The organism is Maricaulis sp. B-26, assembly GCF_056857855.1.
The window spans coordinates 185,436-207,460 of the sequence record NZ_JBSXNX010000027.1 but is presented as its reverse complement, the minus strand read 5'-3'; the positions used below and the strand labels follow the sequence as shown (position 1 = coordinate 207,460).

General features: G+C 65.3%; 19 protein-coding genes. 17 read left to right on the top strand and 2 right to left on the bottom strand.

The window, feature by feature from the left end:
- Positions 1–6: 6 nt before the first annotated feature.
- The 17 genes from mraY (at position 7) to AC13HB_RS14590 (ending at position 19,560) form a co-directional block, all read left to right on the top strand.
- Entirely contained in the window at positions 7–1,110 is a 1,104-nt protein-coding gene (gene mraY, locus AC13HB_RS14670) for a phospho-N-acetylmuramoyl-pentapeptide-transferase (RefSeq protein WP_482950525.1), read from the top strand.
- A gap of 11 nt (positions 1,111–1,121) precedes the next feature.
- Positions 1,122–2,543 (top strand): UDP-N-acetylmuramoyl-L-alanine--D-glutamate ligase, encoded by a 1,422-nt coding sequence (gene murD, locus AC13HB_RS14665; protein WP_482950524.1) that lies wholly within the window; start codon positions 1,122–1,124, stop codon positions 2,541–2,543.
- Positions 2,536–3,663 carry a putative lipid II flippase FtsW gene (gene ftsW, locus AC13HB_RS14660; RefSeq protein ID WP_482950523.1) on the top strand — a complete coding sequence of 376 codons (1,128 nt, stop codon included), beginning with the start codon at positions 2,536–2,538 and terminating at the stop codon, positions 3,661–3,663. Before murD ends, ftsW begins: the two co-directional genes overlap by 8 nt.
- Positions 3,660–4,766 carry an undecaprenyldiphospho-muramoylpentapeptide beta-N-acetylglucosaminyltransferase gene (gene murG, locus AC13HB_RS14655; RefSeq protein WP_482950522.1) on the top strand — a complete coding sequence of 369 codons (1,107 nt, stop codon included), beginning with the start codon at positions 3,660–3,662 and terminating at the stop codon, positions 4,764–4,766. Before ftsW ends, murG begins: the two co-directional genes overlap by 4 nt.
- Complete coding sequence (gene murC, locus AC13HB_RS14650) at positions 4,763–6,172, top strand: UDP-N-acetylmuramate--L-alanine ligase (protein ID WP_482950521.1); 1,410 nt, start codon at positions 4,763–4,765, stop codon at positions 6,170–6,172. Before murG ends, murC begins: the two co-directional genes overlap by 4 nt.
- Positions 6,169–7,101 carry a UDP-N-acetylmuramate dehydrogenase gene (gene murB / locus AC13HB_RS14645; protein ID WP_482950520.1) on the top strand — a complete coding sequence of 311 codons (933 nt, stop codon included), beginning with the start codon at positions 6,169–6,171 and terminating at the stop codon, positions 7,099–7,101. Before murC ends, murB begins: the two co-directional genes overlap by 4 nt.
- Positions 7,098–7,682, top strand: coding sequence for a hypothetical protein (locus AC13HB_RS14640; protein WP_482950519.1), 585 nt, complete (start codon positions 7,098–7,100; stop codon positions 7,680–7,682). Before murB ends, AC13HB_RS14640 begins: the two co-directional genes overlap by 4 nt.
- Before the next feature lie 40 nt (positions 7,683–7,722).
- Positions 7,723–8,637, top strand: a complete 915-nt coding sequence (locus tag AC13HB_RS14635) for a D-alanine--D-alanine ligase (RefSeq protein WP_482950518.1) — start codon at positions 7,723–7,725, stop codon at positions 8,635–8,637.
- The gene (locus AC13HB_RS14630) at positions 8,625–9,527 is read left to right on the top strand and encodes a cell division protein FtsQ/DivIB (protein WP_482950517.1); all 903 of its coding nucleotides are present in this window, start codon (positions 8,625–8,627) and stop codon (positions 9,525–9,527) included. Before AC13HB_RS14635 ends, AC13HB_RS14630 begins: the two co-directional genes overlap by 13 nt.
- A 2-nt stretch (positions 9,528–9,529) precedes the next feature.
- On the top strand, positions 9,530–10,864 hold the full coding sequence (gene ftsA, locus AC13HB_RS14625; RefSeq protein WP_482950516.1) for a cell division protein FtsA: 1,335 nt from the start codon (positions 9,530–9,532) through the stop codon (positions 10,862–10,864).
- A 105-nt stretch (positions 10,865–10,969) separates the two neighbouring features.
- Positions 10,970–11,368 carry a hypothetical protein gene (locus AC13HB_RS14620; RefSeq protein WP_482950515.1) on the top strand — a complete coding sequence of 133 codons (399 nt, stop codon included), beginning with the start codon at positions 10,970–10,972 and terminating at the stop codon, positions 11,366–11,368.
- Between the two features lie 146 nt (positions 11,369–11,514).
- The gene (gene ftsZ, locus AC13HB_RS14615; RefSeq protein ID WP_482950514.1) at positions 11,515–13,146 is read left to right on the top strand and encodes a cell division protein FtsZ; all 1,632 of its coding nucleotides are present in this window, start codon (positions 11,515–11,517) and stop codon (positions 13,144–13,146) included.
- Positions 13,147–13,345: 199 nt separating this feature from the next.
- Positions 13,346–14,245, top strand: coding sequence for a UDP-3-O-acyl-N-acetylglucosamine deacetylase (gene lpxC, locus AC13HB_RS14610; RefSeq protein ID WP_482950513.1), 900 nt, complete (start codon positions 13,346–13,348; stop codon positions 14,243–14,245).
- Between the two features lie 118 nt (positions 14,246–14,363).
- Complete coding sequence (locus tag AC13HB_RS14605; protein ID WP_482950512.1) at positions 14,364–15,194, top strand: outer membrane protein assembly factor BamD; 831 nt, start codon at positions 14,364–14,366, stop codon at positions 15,192–15,194.
- A gap of 27 nt (positions 15,195–15,221) precedes the next feature.
- On the top strand, positions 15,222–16,919 hold the full coding sequence (recN, locus tag AC13HB_RS14600; RefSeq protein WP_482950511.1) for a DNA repair protein RecN: 1,698 nt from the start codon (positions 15,222–15,224) through the stop codon (positions 16,917–16,919).
- A 92-nt stretch (positions 16,920–17,011) separates the two neighbouring features.
- Positions 17,012–19,120 (top strand): NAD-dependent DNA ligase LigA, encoded by a 2,109-nt coding sequence (gene ligA / locus AC13HB_RS14595; protein ID WP_482950510.1) that lies wholly within the window; start codon positions 17,012–17,014, stop codon positions 19,118–19,120.
- Complete coding sequence (locus AC13HB_RS14590; protein WP_482950509.1) at positions 19,120–19,560, top strand: hypothetical protein; 441 nt, start codon at positions 19,120–19,122, stop codon at positions 19,558–19,560. Before ligA ends, AC13HB_RS14590 begins: the two co-directional genes overlap by 1 nt.
- Here the strand turns inward: AC13HB_RS14590 and AC13HB_RS14585 are convergent.
- Positions 19,557–20,096 carry a hypothetical protein gene (locus tag AC13HB_RS14585; protein WP_482950508.1) on the bottom strand — a complete coding sequence of 180 codons (540 nt, stop codon included), beginning with the start codon at positions 20,094–20,096 and terminating at the stop codon, positions 19,557–19,559. The genes AC13HB_RS14590 and AC13HB_RS14585 overlap by 4 nt on opposite strands.
- On the bottom strand, positions 20,096–21,934 hold the full coding sequence (locus tag AC13HB_RS14580; protein WP_482950507.1) for an aminopeptidase P family protein: 1,839 nt from the start codon (positions 21,932–21,934) through the stop codon (positions 20,096–20,098). The genes AC13HB_RS14585 and AC13HB_RS14580 overlap by 1 nt, the downstream gene beginning before the upstream one ends.
- Positions 21,935–22,025: the final 91 nt, after the last annotated feature.

The following is a 22,025-nucleotide window of genomic DNA, read 5'->3' as shown; positions in this document are numbered from 1 at the left end:
CCGCCCATGCTCTACCTGCTGTTTGCCCCGCTGGCGGAAGATCTCCAGCTGGCCAACCTGTTCCGCTACATCACCTTCCGCACGGGCGGCGCCCTGATGACGGCGATGCTGATCGCCTTCATCTTCGGCAAGCCGATGATCGCCTGGCTGCGGCGCAAGCAGGGCAAGGGTCAGCCGATCCGCGAAGAGGGTATCGAACGGCATGTGGTGGAAAAGGCCGGCACGCCGACCATGGGCGGCTTCCTGATCCTGCTCGGCGTCATGGTCGGCACCCTGCTCTGGGCCGACCTGTCCAATCCCTATGTCTGGATCGTGGTCTTCGTCACCGCAGGCTTCGGCCTGATCGGTTTCGTCGACGATTATCTCAAGGTGACCAAGCAAAACACGGCAGGTTTCTCGGGCAGGCTCAAACTCCTGGGCGAGTTCACGATCGCCATTATTGCCGTTGTCTGGGCGACTGCGACGGCCCGCAGTTTCGGCGTCGAGCCGGGCGTAGAGACCTCGATCGCCTTTCCCTTCTTCAAGGATTTGATGCTCAATATCGGGCCGCTCTTCTACGTCTTCGGCTGCATCGTCATCGTGGGTGCGGGCAATGCCGTGAACATGACGGACGGGCTGGACGGCCTGGCTATCGTTCCGGTGATGATCGCCGCGGCCACTTTCGGCGCGATCGCCTATGTCGTCGGGCGGATCGACTTCGCGGAGTATCTCCAGGTCCACTACACTGAAGGCACCGGCGAGCTGCTCGTCTTCTGCGGTGCATTGCTGGGCGCCGGCCTGGGCTTCCTCTGGTGGAATGCGCCGCCGGCCATGATCTTCATGGGCGATACCGGCTCGCTTTCCCTCGGAGGCGCGCTGGGTGCCATCGCAGTGGCGGTGAAGCACGAGATCGTGCTGGCCATCGTGGGCGGTCTCTTCGTGCTGGAAATGGTCTCGGTCATGGTCCAGGTGGCCAGCTTCAAGCTCTTCGGCAAGCGCGTCTTCAAGATGGCGCCGATTCACCACCATTTCGAGAAGCATGGCTGGGCCGAGCCGACCATCGTCATCCGCTTCTGGATTATCGCAGTCATCCTCGCATTAATTGGACTCGCAACCCTGAAATTGCGCTAGAGTACCGCCTTATGATCCCGGTCCATTCATATGATGGCCGCCGCGTGGTTGTGCTCGGATTGGGGCGGACGGGCATCGCGGCTGCGGCCGCCCTGGAAGCGGGCGGCGCCCGGGTGTCGTCCTGGGACGATGTCGAGGCGACGCGTCAACGGGCTGCCGAAGCCGGACTGACCCTCGACGACCCCGCGACGCTCAACTGGGACTCAATCGCCGCCCTGGTGCTCTCGCCCGGCATTCCGCTGACCCACCCGGAACCGCATCCCGTCGTCAAACTGGCGCAGGCCAGCGATGTGCCCGTGATCGGCGATGTCGAACTCTTCGCCATGGCGCTCGCCGAACTCCCGGCTGCGCAACGGCCGAAAGTGATCGGCATTACCGGCACCAACGGCAAGTCCACGACGACGGCCCTGATCGGGCACATCCTGCGCGAAACAGGGCGGCGCACCGTGGTGGCCGGAAATATCGGCGAGGCCATTCTCGCCCAGGAGCCGCCGCGCTCGGGCAGTTATTACGTGCTCGAACTGTCCTCCTTCCAGCTCGACCTGACCCGGTCGCTGCAATGCGATGTCTCGGTCTTTCTCAATTTTTCGCCGGACCATCTCGACCGGCATGGCGACCTGAAGGGTTATTTTGCTGCCAAAAAGCGGCTCTTCGACATGCAGGGTCCCGCTGGCAAGGCGGTGATCGGTGTGGACGATCCGCAGACGGCCGCACTCCTGACCCAGCTCAGACAGTCGCGGCGGGAAGAGCAGGTCGTGCCGATTTCCGCCGGCCGGGTCTTCGCGCGCGGCGTCTACGCGCTGGGCGACCGGGTCATAGATGCGCTCGACAGTGCCTCGCACCCGGTGGTGGACCTGACGCGCACGCCGGCCCTGCCGGGGCGCCACAATGCGCAGAACGCGGCCGCCGCGCTCGCCGTGGTCCGTCTGCTCGGCGTGACGGGCCGCGCGGCTTCCGATGCCATGCGCAGCTTCCCCGGACTGCCGCACCGGCAGGAACGCGTTGCCGTGATCGACGACATCCCCTTCATCAATGACAGCAAGGCGACCAATGGCGAAGCGTCGGTGCAGGCGCTGACCTGTTACGACCGGATCTACTGGATCGTCGGCGGCCGGGCCGAGGCCAAGTCGCTCGATCCGACGCTCCCGGCACTGGACCGGGTCGCCAAGGCCTATCTCATCGGCGAGGCGGAAAACGTTTTCGCGGCGGTGCTCGACGGCAAGGTCCCCATGGAACGTTGCGGCGATCTCGAGACCGCGGCGCGCCATGCGGCGCGCGATGCGAAGGCGGATGCCGGGCAGTATGGCCGCGTCGTCCTGTTCTCGCCCGCCGCAAAGTCCTTCGACCAGTTCCGTGATTACGAAGCGCGGGGCGATGCCTTCCGCGAGATCGCACAATCCCTGACGCAAGTCCCGGAGGCCGTTGGTGAGTGAGAGTTTTCCGCGGGCCGTGGCGACCTGGTGGCGGGGCGTCGACAGGACCCTGCTGATCGTCGTCCTGACCCTCATCGCAATGGGGCTTGTCCTGTCCATGGCCGCCAGTCCGGCCGCGGCCGAGCGGTTGGGCATCGACGACCCGTTCTATTTTCTATACCGCCAGAGCATCTTCGCCGGTTTGAGCCTGTTCGGACTACTGGGTATCTCCGCGCTGAGTCTGAAAGGCGCGCGGCGTCTGGCTGTGCTGGCCCTGTTCGGAGCGCTTCTGCTCATGATGGCGCTGCCGTTTATCGGCTATGAGGTAAAGGGGGCGACGCGCTGGATCCGGATCGGCTCCTTCGGCCTGCAGCCCTCCGAATTCCTCAAGCCCGCCCTGATCGTCACCGCGGCCTGGCTGTTTGCCGAGGAAAGACGCGGCGCGCCCATTCCGGGACGCCTGATTGCCTTCGGAATCTATGCCATCGCGATCCTGCTTCTGATGGCGCAGCCGGATTTCGGCCAGTCCGTCCTGCTGACACTCTGCTTTGGCGGGGTCTTCTTCGCCTCGGGCCTGTCCTGGCTCTGGGTGAGCGTGCTGGGCAGCCTTGCGGCGGGCGGATCGGCGCTGGCCTATATGACCTTCCCGCACGTGGCGAGCCGCGTGGACCGCTTCCTCAATCCTGAGAGCGGCGACACCTATCAGATCGACCGGGCGACCGAGGCGATCTCGCGCGGTGGCATTACCGGGGTCGGACCAGGAGAGGGGGAGGTGAAACACCTCCTGCCGGACGCGCACACCGACTTCATCTTTTCCGTGGCCGCCGAGGAATTCGGCCTCATTGCCTCGCTTTCCATCATCGGCCTCTTTGCGATCCTGGTGATCCGGGCCTGGAGCCAGGCCATGCGGCTGAACGACAATTTCGCGCAGCTGGCGACCGCCGGCCTGGCGCTGCAATTCGGCCTGCAGGCGCTCGTCAACATCGCTGTGAACTTGAACCTCATTCCGCCCAAGGGCATGACACTGCCCTTCGTGTCCTATGGAGGGTCGTCCATGCTTGCGCTCGCCTTCGGTGCCGGCCTCATGCTGGCATTCACCCGACGCCGTCCCGGCGCCTATGCTCCGCAGTCGTCCGCATGACGCCGCGCAGATGCCTGATCGCTGCCGGCGGAACCGGCGGTCACATGTTTCCTGCACGCGCGGCAGCCGAGGCGCTGATCGCCCGCGGCTGGCAGATCCGCCTGGTCACCGACGAGCGCGGTCTGCGTCACGCGAAGGATTTCCCGGCGGTGGCCGTCGATGAGATCCATGCGGCGAGCCCCTCTACCAGGAACCCGGTCAAACTGGCGAAAGCCGCGCTCGAGCTGACCCAGGGATTTGCCCAGGCACGCGGTATCGTGAAGCGCTGGAAGCCGGATGTGGTGGCCGGTTTCGGCGGCTATCCGGCTTTTCCCGCTCTGGCCGTTGCGCAGTCCCTGCGCATTCCCTTCGCCATTCACGAGCAGAACGGCGTGCTTGGGCGCGTGAACCGCGTCTTCGCGGCCAAGGCCGGCTTCGTCGCATCAGGCTTCGAACGCCTCGACCGCCTGCCGGAGAAGGCCCGCAAACGTCACATTCTGACCGGCAATCCCCTGCGCGAGCCGATCCTGACGGCGCGTGCGGCCGGTTATCCCGAACTCGACGGGACGAGCCGGATCAATCTTCTCGTCCTCGGCGGCAGCCTCGGTGCGCGTATTCTTTCCGAGACGGTACCGGCGGCGATCGCAGAACTCCCGGAATCGCTCCGTTCTCGCCTTGATGTGGTCCAACAGACCCGCGAGGAATCTCTTCCCATGGCGCGCGAGATCTATGAAACAGCCGGCGTGAAGGCCGAGTGCGAACCCTTCTTCGAGGATGTGGGCAGCCTCTACGCGCAGGCCCATCTGGTGATCGGTCGCGCGGGCGCGTCTACCGTGTCCGAAGTGGCGGGCGTCGGCCGTCCGGCGATCTTCTGTCCGCTTGCCATCGCCGCTGACGATCATCAGGCTGCCAATGTCGAGGGGCTGGAGAAGGCGCTGGCTGCGGATGTGATCCGCGAGCACGATTTCACCATCGAACGTCTCGCAAGCCTGCTGGAAACGCGACTGTCCAACCCCACCGATCTGAAAGAACGCGCCGCGGCCGCGCGCACGCTGGGCCGTCCCGATGCGGCTGACGCGCTGGCGCGCGCCGTGGACGGTCTCGTCACGGGAGCCCTGGTATGAAGCGCGACGAAATCCCCTTCGACCTCGGCCCGGTCCATTTCGTCGGCATCGGGGGGATCGGCATGAGCTCGATTGCCGAGATCATGATCCGGCAGGGCTATACCGTGCAGGGCTCGGACATGAAGGCGAGCGCCAATACCGAGCGCCTGGAAAAACTCGGTGCACGGGTTTTCGTGGGTCATGCGGCGGAGAATGTGGACGGGGCGAGCGCCCTTGTGGTCTCCACCGCAATCAAGCCGGACAATCCTGAACTCCAGATCGCCCGCGCCAGCCGGATTCCCGTGGTCCACCGGTCCGACATGCTCGCCGAGCTCATGCGGGGACAACTCGCCGTGTCCGTCGGCGGCACGCACGGCAAGACCACGACGACCTCGCTCGTCTCGGTCCTGATGGATGCCGCCGGTCTCGACCCGACCGTCGTCAATGGCGGCATTATCGACGCCTACAAGTCCAATGCGAAAATCGGTTCTGGCCAATGGATGGCCGTGGAGGCGGACGAAAGCGACGGTTCCTTCCTGAAATTCCCCGCCACGGCCGTCATCGTCACCAATATCGACCCGGAGCATCTCGAGCACTACGGCGGGAGTTTCGATACGCTGCGCGATGCCTTCTATCAGTTCGTCGAGAACCTGCCTTTCTACGGGTTCGCGGTGCTGTGCATCGATCACCCCGAAGTGCGCCGCCTGGCCGAGCGCGTCGAAAACCGGCGGGTGATCACCTATGGCCGCTCGCAGGACGCGCAGGTTCGGGTCAGCGGCGAACATGCGGCGCCGAGCGGGACCACTTTCGATCTGGAATTCGCCATTCCCGGTCAACCGCGCAAGCGCTGGTCCGATATCGTCCTGCCCATGATGGGCGAGCATAATGTGCTCAATGCCTGCGCCGCGCTGATCACGGCGCGCGAGATCGGGCTGGAGGAGGCCGCGGGAAAGACCGCCCTGGCCGGTTTCGGCGGCGTGAAGCGGCGCTTTACCGTGACAGGCAAGTGGGAGGGAGCGACCATTGTGGACGATTACGGCCATCACCCGGTCGAGATCGAAGCGGTGCTGAAAGCCGCACGCCAGGCATCGACCGGCAAGGTGATCGCCATCATGCAGCCGCATCGCTATACGCGCCTGCGCGATCTCTTCGACGATTTCGCCGCCTGCTTTGCCGAAGCCGACAGCGTACTGATCGCCGATGTCTATGCCGCGGGCGAGGGCCACCTCGCCGGCTTCGACCGTGATCATCTCGTCGCTGCTATTGCGAAAAACGGCAAGAGCGACGTGACCGGCGTGACGCGCGAGAGCGTCGCGGCGGAAGTCGCCAGGCGCGCGGGCGAGGGCGATGTCGTCGTCTGCCTCGGCGCGGGCGACATCACGCAATGGGCCTACGACCTGCCGGGCGAGCTGGAGGCGCTGGGATGAGTCTGGTCGAACGCCTCCCCGAAGTTCGCGGCAAATACCTCGAGAACGCGCCGCTCAAGGACGTGACCTGGCTGCGTGTGGGCGGGCCGGCGGACGTGCTTTACCTGCCGGCTGACGAAGCGGATCTTTCGCGTTTCCTGGCCGAGACGCCGGAGGATATTCCGGTGACCGTGCTGGGCGCGGGTTCGAACACGCTGGTGCGCGATGGCGGCGTGCCGGGCGTGGTCATCCGCCTCACTGGCGCGTTCGCGAAGACCGAGGCGCTCGACGGAAACCGGCTGCGGGCGGGCTCGGGGGCGCTCGACAAGATGGTCGCGAAAGCGGCGGCCAAGGCGGGCATTGCCGGTCTGGAATTCTTCGTCGGCGTACCCGGCACGATCGGCGGGGCGCTACGCATGAATGCCGGCTGCTACGAGCAGGAGACGCGCGACGTGCTGGTCGAGGCGGTGGCGCTGGACCGCATGGGCCGCCGTATCATCGCGACGCCGGAGGAGCTGGCCTATTCCTATCGCCATTGCGAGGCGCCGGAGGACTGGATCTTCACGGAGGCGGTCTTTCAGGGAACCTCCGACGATCCGGCGGCGATTTCCGAGCGGATGGACGCCATCACCGCACGGCGCGAGAGCACGCAGCCGATCCGCGAAAAGACGTCCGGTTCGACCTTTGCCAACCCCGATCCGCCAGGAACGCCGGATCAGCGCAAGTCCTGGCAGCTCATCGACAGTGTCGGGGGCAGGGGCTATCGCGTTGGCGGCGCTCATTTTTCCGAGCAGCACTGCAATTTCCTCATCAATGACGGTAGCGCAAGCGCCGCCGATCTGGAGGATTTGGGGGAAGAGATACGCAGACGCGTGAAAGAGAAAACGGACATCGACCTGCGCTGGGAGGTCAAGCGCATCGGGGTTCGTGAAGAGGGACAGACATCATGACCAATCCGCTCGTCAGTGCGGTTCAGCCGATCCGCGAAAAGCATCTGGAAGCCTATACCGCTTGGCTCGATGAGATGCGCGCCCAATACCCGGACGGCGTGATCGAATACGCACACCCTATCCGGACCGATCAGAACGCGATCGGCGGCTATTATCGCGTCGACTTCGCGCCCAGCGTCGGGGCGCAGCCGGAGTTTCGTGAGTTCCGCTTCGAAGAAATGCTCGGTTTCAAGCCCTGGACCGGCCCGATCGGCCAGTTCGAGCTCATGCTCAATCCCTTCCGCTGGGATTGCGCCGTGTTCCAGCTGAATGGCGGCATGTGGCACGATGCGGCACTTGCTGGCTGGCTAGAGCGCTGGTTCGGCATGGCAGGTGGCGAGCCGAAGCCGTCGCCGACGGATCGCCCGGGCGGCGTCATCCATTCCATCGTCCGCGACGGACTGGCCCTGCATGTCGATTTCGGTTCCGCGCACCCGCAGGCGTTCAGCGATCTTGTCGAACTGGCGCTGCAGAGCGGGGCGACCCGGCTCTCCGTTCATGACGAGACGCTCCAGGCGCGGCAGAAGGCATCGCTTCAGTAGACGAAGCATCCGGCCGGTCGGCCCAGCGTGAGGTAACAAGATGAGCAAGCGGATCGCAGTCCTGTTGGGTGGCCTCTCGCCGGAGCGCGACGTGTCGCTCGTGTCCGGCAAGGCCTGTGCCGATGCCCTGCGCGCGAAAGGGTATGACGTCGTCGAGATCGATCCGACGCGCGCGCTCTACAACCAGCTGGAAGAGGCGCAGCCGGATATCGTTTTCAATGCGCTGCACGGCGAATGGGGCGAGGACGGTCTGGTCCAGGGCGTCCTCGAGCATTTCGGCAAGCCCTACACCCATTCCGGCGTCCTCGCCTCGGCCCTGGCCATGGACAAGCAGAAGGCCAAGGATGTGTTGCGCGCCGCAGGCATTCCCTGTCCGGAAGGCTTCATCGCCAATCGTTTCGAGGCGGCGAAATCACATGCCATGAAGCCGCCCTATGTCGCCAAGCCGAATGCCCAGGGCTCGTCGGTCGGCGTGCATATCGTGCTGGAAGGCGCCAACCGTCCGCCGGCCGAACTGGGGTCCACGGCCTGGGCGCTGGGCGATGAGGTGCTGATCGAGCGCTATATCGCCGGCCGCGAGCTCACCGTGGCGGTGATGGAGGAGAAGCCGCTCTGCGTCACCGAGATAAAGCCGAACACCACCTTCTATGATTACGAAGCCAAATATTCTGCCGGTGGCTCCGATCATATTTTACCGGCTCCTGTCAGCGACGAGATCGCCGAACTGGCCAGGGAACTCGCGCTGAAAGCCCATAAAGCGCTCGGATGCCGGGGGCTGACGCGGTCTGATTTTCGTTACGATCCGGAAAACGACACGCCTCTATGGTTACTCGAAATTAACACCCAACCGGGCATGACTCCGACATCTCTTGCGCCCGAACAGGCGCAGTATTGCGGGATCGAGTTTACGGATCTCGTTCAATGGATGGCGGAGAATGCGTCGTGTCTAAGGTGAGGCGTGGCGGGTCGCGAAAGACGACCCGGCGCAAGTCCAAGCCCAGATCCGCCGCGGTGTCCGCACCGCGGCGTTTTCGTAACTGGGCGGAAGCCCAGTTCAGGGGTGCGCGATATCGACTGGCGAATGCTGCCCGGCTGGGCAGTCTGGCCATTGCCGGCCTCGCGGCTGCAGTGATCGGCGGGCTTGTACTCTTCGGTCAGCTGGGAAATGTGACCGGTTATGTGCGCACCTCCGTCGAGACCCGCCTGGCCGATGCCGGCTTCGCGGTGCGCGCCATCGACGTGACCGGCGCCTGGGGCGACGAGGCCCGCACCATCATAGCCGCGACCGGTCTGTCCGGCGGCCAGTCCATCTTCTCTGTCGACCCGGACGAGGTCCGTACCCGCGTCGAGGCATTGCCCGGCGTCCACACGGCCCGGGTTGCCCGCCTTCTGCCGGACCGGATCGCCATCGTCGTCGACACACGCGAGCCCTATGCGCTCTGGCAGGTTGACGGACAGCTGTCTGTCATCGATCGCGACGGCGTGGTGCTGTCCCAGGCCGATGTCATGGACCCGCCGGACCTGCCGCTCGTTGTGGCGGAAGGCGCGAACGAGGCTGTCGTCGAGATCGTCGAGGCGCTGGAACACTATCCGGCCGTCCGCGAGCGCGTGGTCGGCGCGGTCCGGGTGGGCGACCGCCGCTGGAATTTGCGCCTCGACAGCGGTGCAGACGTGAAATTGCCCGAGGGGGATGTCTCCGCCTCGATCGCCATCCTCGCCCGGCTCCAGGCCGAGCGGGGCGTGCTGCGGCTCGCTGCGGAGAGTTTCGATCTTCGCGGCGAAGGTGAATTGGTTGTACGGGCCCTGCCGGAACGGGCAGAGGCGGCCGGCATGCGGGAGCTTTAAGCGTGAGTGTGTTCAGTTTTCTCCGGTCCCAGTCGTCCAGCGCCGTTTCCGGTGGCAAGTCCTCGGGCGGTGTTTGCGCCGCGCTGGATGTCGGCTCGTCCAAGATTGCCTGCTTCATCGCCAAGACCGACCAGACCATTGCCGGTCCGCGCCCCCGCGTGGTCGGCGTCGGTCACCAGTCCAGCCGGGGCGTTCGTGCCGGCGCCGTGGTCGACATGGACGGCGCGGCCGAGGCGATCCGCAATGCCGTGGAACAGGCCGAGCGCATGGCCGGCCTCGCCGTGAACTCCGTCACCGTGACCCTCTCATCCGGCCAGCCCAGCTCCACGCGTCTGGCCGCCGAAATCGATCTCCCGCAGCGCGAAGTGACCGAGCGCGAGTTGAGCCGTCTGCTCAACGGTGCGCTGTCCGAGTTTGAAGTGGAGGACCGCGTCGTCCTGCACGCCATCCCGCTGGCCTGGTCGGTCGACGATCATCGTGGCATTCGCGATCCGCGCGGCATGTTCGGCCGCACGCTGGGCGTCGAAGTCCATGTCATCACCGCAGCCGTCGGTCCGCTGCGCAATCTGCTGACCTGCGTCGAGCGCTGCCATTTCGACCTCAAGGGCGTGGTTGCCACGCCGTACGCATCGGGTCTGTCGGCCCTGGCCGATGACGAAGTCCTGCTCGGTGCCACCCTGATCGATATGGGTGCCGGAGCGACCACGGCGGCGGTCTTCGCCGAGGGCGCGCTGTTGCATATCGATGCGGTCCCGGTCGGCGGTTCGCATGTGACGTCTGACGTGGCGCGCGGCCTGTCCACGCCGCTGGCCGCTGCCGAGCGGCTCAAGACGCTCTACGGATCGGCGCTGGACAGCCCGGAAGACGATCAGCAGATGATCGAGATCCCTTGCGTTGCGAGTGAGGGCGGGGCCGCCTTCGAGAGTGCGCCGCGCTCCCTGCTCAATTCCATCATCCGGCCGCGGCTGGAAGAGACATTCGAACTGATCCGCGACCGGCTCGATGCAGCCGGTGTCGGCAAGACCTCCGGACGCCGTCTTGTGCTGACGGGCGGCGGGGCGCAGTTGCCCGGTGCGTCGGAGCTGGCGGCACGGGTCTTCGGCAAGCAGGTGCGGATATCCGGACCGAGCGGTGTAACCGGTCTCGGCGATGCCGTCTCCGGGCCCGCCTTCAGTGCCGTCGCCGGTATCGTGCGCCGCGAAACGCGGGGTGCTGCAGAAGCGATTTCCGGACCGCCCCGCCTGGGCGGATTCAGTCTCGCCGCACGCCGTCACCGCGGCGATGCGGGGCAGGGCAAGGCCGCGTCCATGTGGCGCTGGTTCGCCGAGAGTTTCTGAATTCGGACGCGATCTGCAACTTCATAATCAATTACCGGCTGCCCCGCAGACAGGCAGTAGCGATGAGCGGTACTATGCCCGCCTAAGCTGCATTTCATATGAGCCATGTCTGCTAACGAAATTATCCCGCACCCCGCGGAGCGATACGCCGAGGCCCGCATCATAGGTCACGAGGACTGGCAGTCCGCGGTCGAGATGATCGAGGACCTGCTGGAGGTGCTCGATCGTGAGCGCTGGGACCGCGTCTTCGTCGACATGAGCGATGCGGTCGTGCGTCTGTCGGCGCGCGAAGCTGTCGATCTTGCTGCATTCATGACCAATTTTTACATGAGCAAGGTCGCGGTCGCGTTTATGGCCCCCGCAGATCCCGATGTGCGGGCTGCCGAAGCCGTGCAGGCATTGGCGGGCAGCCTGTCCGATCATGGTCACGAAGTCTGCTTCATCCGCAACCATGCCGAGCGCAGCGTATGGGCCAGCCAGGGTGCGCTCAAGACCGGAACCTGAGCGTGTCACGCTAGCGCAACGCAATTGCTGACAGATGTTTAATTCCTGTCCGCCAGCTCCCGGAATTTAACCCCTGCTTAAGCGTCTCGGAGCGAAACTGTGGTGAATCACCGTTAACCACTCCAGTTTCGATCGCGGGGTCCCCCATGACGCTGAATCTTTCCATCCCTGAAACGACCGAATTACGGCCGCGCATCGTCGTGTTCGGTGTCGGTGGCGCCGGTGGGAATGCGGTCAACAACATGATCGAGTCGCAGCTCGAAGGCGTCGACTTCGTGGTTGCCAATACCGACGCCCAGGCGCTCACGCGTTCGAGCGCCGAGAAGCGCGTCCAGATGGGCGCCTCGATCACGGAAGGTCTCGGCGCAGGCGCCCGTCCGGAAGTGGGCGAACAGTCGGCCGAAGACTCCATCGACGAAATCCGCGAGCACCTGTCCGGTGCGCACATGGTGTTCATTACCGCCGGTATGGGGGGCGGTACGGGCACGGGGGCAGGACCGGTCGTGGCGCGCGCCGCCCGCGAGCTGGGCATCCTGACGGTCGGTGTGGTGACCAAGCCGTTCCATTTCGAGGGCTCGCGCCGCATGAAGCTGGCCGAGGCCGGCATCGAACAGCTCCAGGATCATGTCGACACGCTGATCGTGATCCCGAACCAGAATCTCTTCCGCATCGCCACCGAGAAGACGACCTTCGCGGAGGCCTTCTCCATGGCCGACCAGGTCCTGCATTCCGGCGTACGCGGTATTACCGACCTGATGGTCATGCCGGGCCTGATCAATCTCGACTTCGCGGACGTTCGTGCCGTGATGAACGAGATGGGCAAGGCGATGATGGGGACGGGCGAAGCGTCCGGCGAGAAGCGCGCCGTGGAGGCTGCGCAGGCCGCCATTTCCAATCCGCTGCTCGACGACGTGTCGATGAAGGGCGCCACCGGCGTGCTCATCAACATCACCGGCGGCTACGACATGACGCTCTATGAAGTCGACGAGGCGGCCAACGAGATCCGCTCGGAAGTCGACCCGGAAGCAAACATCATTGTCGGCTCGACCTTCGACGAGACCATGGAAGGGTCCATGCGCGTCTCCGTCGTCGCGACGGGTATCGACGCTGAAGCGGTCGCCGCGGCCGATCCGCGTGCGGCACGCACCCGTGCTGCTGCCCCGTCGACCCAGGAACGCTCCAGCCCGAACGACGCCATCCTGCCTTGGAAGCGGACGAATTCGGACCGTCCGGGCCGTCTTGCTGCGGAAACGCGGGCCGAGCCGCTCGTGCGCCGCACCATGGATGAGACGCCCGAGGAGACGGTCCAGGCGGCCGAGCCGGCTCCGGAGCCCGAGCCGGAGCAGATTCCGCTGCAACGTGCCGTCGGCGCCGAGGAACTCTCCGACGCGATCGCCGAGAATGAAATTCGTACCAGCCAGGACCCGTATATCTCCGAAGTTCGCACGACGGACGATACGCGCCAGGCGCGTGCCGAAGCGCCGCGTGTCGTCCAGGACCAGGCGCGTCTGGCCCAGGAAGCGGCGAACCTGAACGCCCGTTACGAAGAGCGCCGCTCCAAACAGGCCCCGGAAGCACAGTCTGAGGAGCCCAAACGCGGCTTTTCGCTCTTCGGCCGCCGCCGCAAGCCGGTCGAGCCTGCACCGAAGGCGGCGCCGGTCAACAAGAGCGCGCCTGTCCAGTCGACCCAGCGACCGGCATCCGGCGATCTTTTCGGCGACAGCCTCGAGGAAGGGGATCTGGAAATTCCGGCCTTCCTGCGACGCCAGGCGAACTGATTTTTCGGTCAAATCCGAAATGCAAAGGCCCGCCGGGGAAACCGGCGGGCCTTCTGCGTTGAAGGGCTTTGCTGCGTGCGCGTAACAAAGCGCAACAATGCTTTAATTGAATGCAGACCGGCGCTGGTGTTTTGTGCAGTCTGAGAGAGGCGGCCCTGTGCCGTCGGACGTAAACCATAAGCAAACGGCACGTGTTCCAGTGATTAACCGGCATACATTGGCGGCCCCCGTAGTTTGTGCAGGCATCGGCCTGCACAGCGGAGAACGGGTTCGCATGGCGATGCACCCGGCGCAGGCCGGTGCGGGCATTGTTTTCCAGCGCTCGGACATCACGGACCGCAATAATCGCATCGAAGCACGTGCCGACGCCGTTTGCGAAGTGCGTCTCGGAACGACGATCGGCAATGCCGAAGGCGTCACCATCGCGACCATCGAACACCTTATGGCGGCACTTGCCGGTCTGGGTATCGACGATGCCGTGATCGAGATCGACGGGCCCGAGCTTCCGGTCATGGACGGTTCGTCCGGTCCGTTCGTCGATCTCATCCGCCAGGTCGGACTGAAGTCTCACGCCATGCCGCGCCGCGCCATCCAGGTCCTGCGCCCTGTCACCGTCGATGCCGACGATCGCTGCGTCAGCTTCCTGCCGGCCCTGCGCCCGGCCATCGAGGTCGAGATCAGCTTCGAGCACGAGGCCGTCGGTCGCCAGGCCTGCGTCTTCGACATCACGCCGGACATTTTCAGCGACAAGATCGCCAAGGCCCGGACCTTCGGTTTCCGCAAGGATTACGAAGCGCTTCTGGCTGCCGGTCTGGCGCGTGGCGGTTCGATGGACAATGCCGTGGTGCTCGACGAAACGGGAATCGCCAATCCGGAAGGTCTGCGCTTCAAGGACGAATTCGTCCGCCACAAGGCGCTCGATGCGCTGGGCGACCTGTATCTCGCCGGCGCGCCGATCATCGGCTGCTATCGCGCCGAGCGCCCGGGGCACGCGATCAACAACCAGGCCGTCCGCGCCTTGCTGGCCGACAAATCCGCCTGGAAATGGGTGAATATGCGCGACGACGTCCATGCGGATGTCGCGCTCGCCCAGTCGTGATTTTTGCCACACTGGCCACTTCGCGCTGACGTGGCACTTTTGCAGCAGCCAATCATCCGCTACAACGCCTTATGAACGGGTGGCCCTTCGGCCGCCACAGCTATTGAGCCGTGTCCATATGACCCTTTCGTCGCGTTTGTTGTTGCCGCTTGTCGCTTCTTCCGTTCTGGCTGCCTGTGCCAGCGGACCGGATACGTCCGTCGCCTATGTCGAGCGTCCTGCGGAGACGATCTACGCGGCCGCCTTCGAGGCCATGGACAGCAATCAGTACCGTCTTGCCGCCGCGATGTTCGACGAGGTCGAGCGCCAGCACCCCTATTCGGAGTGGGCCCGCCGCTCCATGCTGATGGCCGCCTTTGCGAACTACCAGGCGAATAATTACGAGGAAGCGATTTCGGATGCCGAGCGCTTCATCTCGCTGCACCCGGGCAATCGCAACGCGCCCTACGCCTATTACCTGGTAGCGGTCTGCCATTTCGAGCAGATCATGGATGTCGGTCGCGACCAGGCTGCGACCCAGCAGGCGATGGCCGCCCTGCAGCAGGTGGTGCGCCGCTATCCGGACAGCCGCTATGCGACGGATGCGCGGCTGAAGATCGACATGACGCGCGACCACCTCGCCGGCAAGGAGATGACCATCGGCCGCTGGTATCTGCGCCGCAACTACCATCTCGCCGCGATCAACCGTTTCCAGAACGTGCTGCGCGATTACGGGACGACCTCGCATGTACCGGAAGCCCTGCATCGCCTCGTCGAGGCGAATGTCGCGCTCGGCGTCGACCATGAGGCCCGCCAGGTCGCGGCCGTGCTCGGCTACAATTTCCCGGGCAGCGAATGGTATGAGCGCAGCTACGCGCTTCTGACCCGCGAGGGTATCGCCACCGACGATCTTGTCGACCAGAGCGACCCGACCTTCCTCGAACGGGCGATGCGCCGCCTCTTCGGCTGATCCGGCAGGGGGTCGCGAACGCGCTCAATGCTGCTTTCCCTCTCGATCCGCAATATCGTTCTGATCGACGCGCTCGATGCGGTCTTCGAGGGCGGGCTGTGTGCCCTGACCGGTGAGACCGGCGCCGGCAAATCCATCCTGCTCGGCGCTCTCGGTCTGGCCGCTGGCGAACGCGCAGACCGTGCGCAGGTACGGTCCGGTGCCGATGAGGCCCGGGCGACCGCCGAATTCGACCTGCCCGACAATCATCCGGCGCGCGCGCTTCTGGACGAGGCCGGGATCGTCGTTGAACCCGGCGAATCCCTGATCCTGCGCCGGCGTCTGTCCGAGGACGGCCGCAGTCGCGCCCATATAAACGACCAGCCGGCCAGTATCGGCCTTCTGCGCCAGCTTGGCGATGTCCTCGTCGAAGTGCATGGCCAGCATGACGGCCGTGGCCTGATGGATCCGAAATCGCACCGTGGCTATCTCGATGCTTTCGCCGGGCATGACGCGCTGATCGCGGCCACGCGCAAGTCCTGGCGCGAACTGGCCGCCGCGCGCGCGCGGCTGGACGAGCTGGTCCGCGCCAATCGCGCCTCCGACGAAGAACAGGAATTCCTGACCCACGCGCTGGAAGAGGTGTCCCGCCTCGACCCCAGGACCGGGGAGGAGCAGGCGCTGGCCGAAGAGCGGCAATTCCTCCAGGGCGCAGAACGCGCGGTCGGCGATCTCCAGGACGCTCAGCAGGCACTGGCTGGTGATGGCGGCGGGCTGGAAGGCCGGCTCAATGCCGCGCTGCGCGGGCTTGAGCGTGTGCGTGATCATATCGGCGAAGGCGGCGGCAGCGCCGGGGAGGCGCTGGAGCGCGCTTCTGGTGCGATCGACCGCGCCCTGATCGAGTTCGCCGAGGCGGAGGATGCGCTCTCAGACGCTGCTCAAGCCTTCGATGTCGAGCCCGGGCGTCTGGAAGCGGTCGAGGAACGGCTCTTTGCGTTGCGCGGCCTGGCCCGCAAGCACGAGGTCGAAGTCGAGGAGCTGCCGGCCCTGCATGCCCGTCTCGCGGATCAGCTGGATGCCATCGAGAATGCGTCGGGTCGTATCGCCGAGGCCGAAAAGGCCGTCGCGGCAGCTCGGGCCGTCTATGACGATGCCGCCCACGCGCTGACGCGCAGCCGCCGGCAGGCCGGCGAGGCGCTGGCCGAGGCCGTCGCGGCTGAGCTGCCTCCGCTCAAGATGGAGAAGGCCCGCTTCCGCGTCTCCATCGCGACCGACCCGGACCGTGCCGGGCCGGACGGGGCCGACAGCATCGCTTTCGAAGTGGCCACCAATCCCGGTTCGCCCTTCGGCCCGCTGGACAAGATCGCCTCGGGTGGCGAGCTGTCTCGATTCGGCCTGGCCCTGAAAGTGGCTCTGGCCGGGGACGATACCGGTCTGGTTCTGGTATTCGACGAGGTCGACCAGGGCGTGGGCGGTGCCGTGGCCGATGCCGTCGGCCGCCGCCTCAAGCGGCTGGCGAAGGCGGGCCAGACGCTGGTCGTCACGCACTCGCCGCAGGTGGCCGCGGTCGCCGACCATCACTGGCAGATCGTCAAGGATGATGATGGACGGGGCGGTGTCCGCACGACGCTGATCCGGCTCGAGGGCGAGGCGCGCCGCGAGGAGATCGCGCGCATGCTCTCCGGTGCCGACATCACCGATGCGGCGCGCGCCCAGGCCGATGCCCTGATGGCTGTGGACGCCTGAGCGCCAGACGCGCCGACAGCTTGATGGTGCCGTCCAAGCCCGTAAAACGGGAGGGGACCTGCCCGTAACGAGTCGAAAAGGCCGCCGCCCAGATGAGCGCACTCAAGGATGTCGATCAGCTGACCGAAGCCGAAGCCCGTGCCGAGCATGCGCGTCTGGCGAAGGAAATCGCGAAACACGACAAGGCCTATTACCAGAAGGATGCGCCGGTCATCTCGGACGCGGCCTACGACACGCTCCGCCAGCGACTGGAAGCGGTCGAGGCGCGCTTTCCCGATCTCGTCGACCTGTTCAGTCCGACCCAGCGGGTGGGGGCGGCGCCGTCGGGCAAGTTCGGCGAGATCCGTCATGCCGTGCCCATGCTTTCTCTCGGCAATGCCTTCAACGATGATGACGTGGCCGATTTCGTCGGGCGTATCCGGCGCTTCCTCGGGCTGGGCGAAGCGGACGTCGTTGCGATCACGGCGGAGCCGAAGATCGACGGGTTGTCGGCCAATATCCGGTACGAAAAGGGCCGCCTGAAATACGGCGCCACGCGCGGGGACGGCCAGACCGGCGAGGACGTGACTCAGAACCTGCTCACCCTCGACGATATTCCCGAAACCCTGCCTGGCGAGGGCTGGCCCGACGTGCTGGAAGTGCGCGGCGAGGTCTATATGAGCCATAGCGACTTCGCGGCGCTCAACGAGCGCCAGGAGGCGGCGGGCAAGCCGGCCTACAAGAATCCGCGCAATGCGGCGGCCGGCTCTTTGCGCCAGATCGATCCGAAGATGACGGCGCAGCGCCCCTTGCGCTTTTTCGCCTATGCCTGGGGCGAGCTGAGCGAACCGCTTGCCGGGACCCAGATGGGCGCGGTCGCGCGCCTCGGCGAGCTCGGTTTTCCGATCAATCCGCTCATGCAGCGATGCGAGGGAATCGAGGACATCCTGGCCGTCTATCGCGATATCGAAGCCCGGCGCGCGACGCTCGACTACGATATCGATGGCGTGGTCTACAAGGTCGACCGCCTGGACTGGCAGGAGCGGCTGGGCTTTGTAGCCCGCGCGCCGCGTTGGGCCATCGCCCACAAATTCCCGGCCGAACAGGCGACCACCGTGCTGGAAGCGATCGATATCCAGGTCGGCCGCACTGGATCGCTCACGCCTGTCGCCAGGCTTGCACCGGTGACGGTCGGCGGCGTCGTGGTCTCCAATGCGACGCTGCACAATGAGGACGAGATCCAGCGCAAGGACGTACGTATCGGCGATACGGTGGTGGTGCAGCGCGCCGGCGATGTGATCCCGCAAATCGTCCGCGTCGTCGATCCGGAGCGCGCGGAGCGTGGTGAGCCCTACTCATTTCCCACGGATTGCCCGGTCTGCGGCTCCCAGGCCGTGCGCGAGCACGATCCCAAAACCGGCAAGCTCGATGCGGTACGGCGCTGTACGGGCGGCCTGATCTGCGCGGCGCAGCTCAAGGAGCGGCTCAAGCATTTCGTCTCACGCAAGGCTTTCGACATCGAGGGGCTGGGCATCAAGCAGATCGAGGCCTTCCAGGCCGAGGGTTTGATCGCCGAGCCGGCGGATATCTTCACGCTGAAACGGCGCAACGAGGCGGGCGAGATCGAGCCGCCATTGCAGGAGCGCGAAGGGTTCGGCGAAACCAGCGTGGCCAATCTTTTCGCGGCTATCGAGGAGCGCCGCACGATCGTGCTGCATCGCTTCCTCAATGCCCTCGGCATTCGTCATCTCGGCGAGAACACGGCCCAGCTCCTGGCGCGGACCTATACCAGCTGGAGCGGCTTTCGCGCTGCGGCGGAGCATTTGTCGGACGATGCGGTGCGCGCTGAAATGATGGGCATTGACGGGATCGGAAATGCCGTGGTCGAGGCACTGGAACAATATTTCGACGAGCCGCATAATCGCGACCTGCTCGATCGTCTGACCGCCGAGCTGACGATCATCGATGCCGAGGCGGTGGCAAATGACAGCCCGGTGGCCGGCAAGACTGTGGTCTTCACGGGGACGCTGGAACGCATGACGCGCGACGAGGCCAAGGCCAAGGCGCAATCGCTCGGCGCGAAGGTTTCGGGTTCCGTCTCGGGCAAGACCGATTATCTTGTTGCGGGTCCGGGGGCCGGTTCGAAGGCGAAGAAAGCCGCAGAGCTGGGAGTCGAGACGCTGACTGAGGACGAGTGGTTCGAGCTGATCGGGGAGGGGTGATGCCAAGTCTATACGTGACCGTCCTGCTGGCGATGCAGACCGCATCCGCCGGCTCCCCCGAATGCGCCATTCTCGACGCGGCGCTGACGAGCGACACCGTGGCGCGCGAGCGTGAGCTGGAAAGCGGTATCGCTGTCTGGGGAACGCCGGACTGGCCCGCTCAGCTCAGCGAGAGCGATCCGGTTTGGCAGTGCCCATTGCCTGATGACATGCGCTGGGAGCGGCAGTCTCCAGATGGTTTTACCGGCGATAGCCGTAGCCTGACCATTCGCGCCGAATGGCCCCTCATCGCGGGGGATACGGCGACGGTGACGCTTCACTACGTGCATTGGGCCCCGTCGGAGGATACGGGCTGGGTCAGCGAAGAAGTCTTCCTACTCGAGCGCGTAGACGGCCGCTGGACTATTACGGCCCGACGCTGGGCCCTGCACGCGGACTAGTCGCGGTCTGGCGCGACCGGGCGGTAGACGCCATCCATGGGCGGGGCATCGCCCTGCGTGGCGAGCCAGGACAGCATGGCGCCGGAGAGGCGGTCCCAGTCGTCCACGCGACAGAAGCCGGGCTCTTCCTCATGCTCGACGATATCGTAATCCTCGCGCACGGCTTCGGAGAGTTCCGCGCAATCGGGCAGGTAATAGGCGGCAACACCGTCCGGGAAAACGCGGACCAGTCCGTAAAGCCAGAACTCCTCGTCCGGGCGCATCACGATGTAAAGACCGTCGGCGATTTCGCGGAAGCGGGCGCCTTCATGCGGGAAATCCGGACTATCGGAATGATAGCGACCGCCGCGATGGACGATCTCGCCGGTCCAGGTGGCTTGGGCGAAGGCGCGACCATCCGGGTGGTGCGGGGTGTGACTGTAATCGCCTTCCGGCAACGGGAAATCGGCCGAGAAACGGCCGATCAGGGCCTCGTCGGAATAAAAGCAGCCGCCCAGAAAGGCGGCTGCTGCAACAACAAGACCTGTCAGGCGCATCAGGGCGTAGCCCCGGCCAGCGGCTCGGTCGCCTTGACCAGCCAGTCGGCGATTTCGCCCTCGACCAGCGGCAGGACGCGCTCGCGCACCATGGCGTGATAGCTGTCCAGCCAGGCCAGTTCCTCCGGCGTCAGCATGTGCAGGTCGATCAGGCCCTTGTGGATCGGTGCCACGGTGAGGGTCTCGAAACCGAGCATGTCGCGATCGCCGCCCGGGATCGGCGCGGCATCGGTGACGTATTGCAGGTTCTCGATCCGGATGCCGTAGCCGTCCGCCTTGTAGTAGCCCGGCTCGTTCGAAACGATCATGCCCGGGACGAGCGGTACGGCATTGGGAGCCTTGGCGATGCGCTGCGGACCCTCATGCACGCCCAGGAAGGCGCCAACGCCATGGCCGGTGCCGTGATCGTAGTCGAAACCGGCCTGCCAGAGAGAGTGGCGGGCAAGCACGTCGAGTTGCGTCCCCGTCGTGCCTTCCGGGAAGCGGACCATGGAAAGAGCGATGTGCCCTTTCAGCACGCGGGTGAACTGCGTGCGCATCTCGGCCGTCGGTTCGCCGATCGGGACGGTCCGCGTGATGTCGGTCGTTCCGTCCGGATACTGGCCGCCGCTATCGACGAGATAGAGCGAGCCCGGGGTCAGTTTGAGGTTGGTCGCTTCGGACACGCGATAGTGCGCGAAGGCGCCATTGCCCTGGGCACCGGAAATGGTGTCGAAGGAGAGATCGCGCAGTTCCGGCAGCTGCTTGCGGAAGGCCTCCAGTGTTTGCGCGGCGCGGATCTCGTCGACCTCGCCGGACTGTGCTTCGGTGTCCAGCCAGTGCAGGAACTTCACGATGGCCGAGCCGTCGCGGATATGCGCCTGGCGGGAGCCCTCGATCTCGGCCTCGTTCTTCGCGGCCTTGGGGCGCATGACCGGGTCTTCCAGTTGCTGCACCTTGGCGCCGCCGGCTTTCAGCTTTTCGAATACCCAGGCCGAGGCCGTGTTCGGGTCGACGCGAACCGTCTTGCCGGCATATTCGCCGAGTCCGTCGCCGAATTCGCTTTCAGGCCGCAGGGCGATCTCGTTGCCGAGATGCGAGCGCGTCTCGTCGCTGATCTTGTCCGGATCGACGAAGAAGGTCGCGGTGCCGTCCCTGTCGATGATGGCAGCCGAGAGCGGCAGGGGCGAGCGGGACACGTCGCCGCCGCGCACATTGAACAGCCAGGCGATCGAGGGCGGTGCGGTGATCACGGCGGCGTCGGCGCCGCCGCGCTGGATGGCGACACCGATGCGATGGCGCTTGGAGGCGTGCTCCTCGCCGGCGAATTCGATCGGATGCGGCTCCACCGCTGCCTTGGGCGGTTCGGGACGATCGGTCCAGGCCTTGTCGACAGGATTTTCGTCCACGGAGACCAGTGTCACACCGGCGCGTGAGGCAGCCGTTTCGAGCAGGGCCAGGGCGGCCGGCGAGTGCAGGCGCGCGTCATAGCCGATCTTCTCGCCCTTGCGTCCGTTTTCCTCGATCCAGCCGTGCAGGCCCTGACCGACCAGATCGGCGTACTCGAAGATGTCGGCATCGACCTGCTGCTTGATCTGCAGGGTATAGCGTCCGTCGACGAAGCACGCGGCGCGGTCCTTCATTACCAGCGCGGCACCGGCGGAACCGGAAAAACCGGTCGCCCAGAGCAGGCGCTCATTGCAGTCCGGCAGATACTCGTTGTCGTACTCGTCCTCGTGCGGGATCAGAAAGCCGTCGAGGCCGAGCGTGTCGAGCGCGGCGCGGATTTTCGGAACATTCTCGCGGCCGAAATGCGGGCCGCCCTTAACGTCGAAAGTCTGGGAAATCATCTGGGTCATGGCGCTGAACCTATGCCTGCTCCGGCGTGCGTTCAATGTTTGTCGTCGGCGGGTCGCGAACCTCATGCATTTGCGCAGGTCCGGCTTGCTG

Coding starts and splice junctions, on each gene's coding strand:
- mraY (WP_482950525.1), top strand. CDS start 7: ATGCTCTACCTGCTGTTTGCCCCGCTGGCGGAAGATCTCCAGCTGGCC.
- murD (WP_482950524.1), top strand. CDS start 1,122: ATGATCCCGGTCCATTCATATGATGGCCGCCGCGTGGTTGTGCTCGGA.
- murG (WP_482950522.1), top strand. CDS start 3,660: ATGACGCCGCGCAGATGCCTGATCGCTGCCGGCGGAACCGGCGGTCAC.
- murC (WP_482950521.1), top strand. CDS start 4,763: ATGAAGCGCGACGAAATCCCCTTCGACCTCGGCCCGGTCCATTTCGTC.
- murB (WP_482950520.1), top strand. CDS start 6,169: ATGAGTCTGGTCGAACGCCTCCCCGAAGTTCGCGGCAAATACCTCGAG.
- AC13HB_RS14640 (WP_482950519.1), top strand. CDS start 7,098: ATGACCAATCCGCTCGTCAGTGCGGTTCAGCCGATCCGCGAAAAGCAT.
- AC13HB_RS14635 (WP_482950518.1), top strand. CDS start 7,723: ATGAGCAAGCGGATCGCAGTCCTGTTGGGTGGCCTCTCGCCGGAGCGC.
- AC13HB_RS14620 (WP_482950515.1), top strand. CDS start 10,970: ATGTCTGCTAACGAAATTATCCCGCACCCCGCGGAGCGATACGCCGAG.
- ftsZ (WP_482950514.1), top strand. CDS start 11,515: ATGACGCTGAATCTTTCCATCCCTGAAACGACCGAATTACGGCCGCGC.
- AC13HB_RS14605 (WP_482950512.1), top strand. CDS start 14,364: ATGACCCTTTCGTCGCGTTTGTTGTTGCCGCTTGTCGCTTCTTCCGTT.
- recN (WP_482950511.1), top strand. CDS start 15,222: ATGCTGCTTTCCCTCTCGATCCGCAATATCGTTCTGATCGACGCGCTC.
- ligA (WP_482950510.1), top strand. CDS start 17,012: ATGAGCGCACTCAAGGATGTCGATCAGCTGACCGAAGCCGAAGCCCGT.
- AC13HB_RS14590 (WP_482950509.1), top strand. CDS start 19,120: ATGCCAAGTCTATACGTGACCGTCCTGCTGGCGATGCAGACCGCATCC.
- AC13HB_RS14585 (WP_482950508.1), bottom strand. CDS start 20,096: ATGCGCCTGACAGGTCTTGTTGTTGCAGCAGCCGCCTTTCTGGGCGGC.
- AC13HB_RS14580 (WP_482950507.1), bottom strand. CDS start 21,934: ATGACCCAGATGATTTCCCAGACTTTCGACGTTAAGGGCGGCCCGCAT.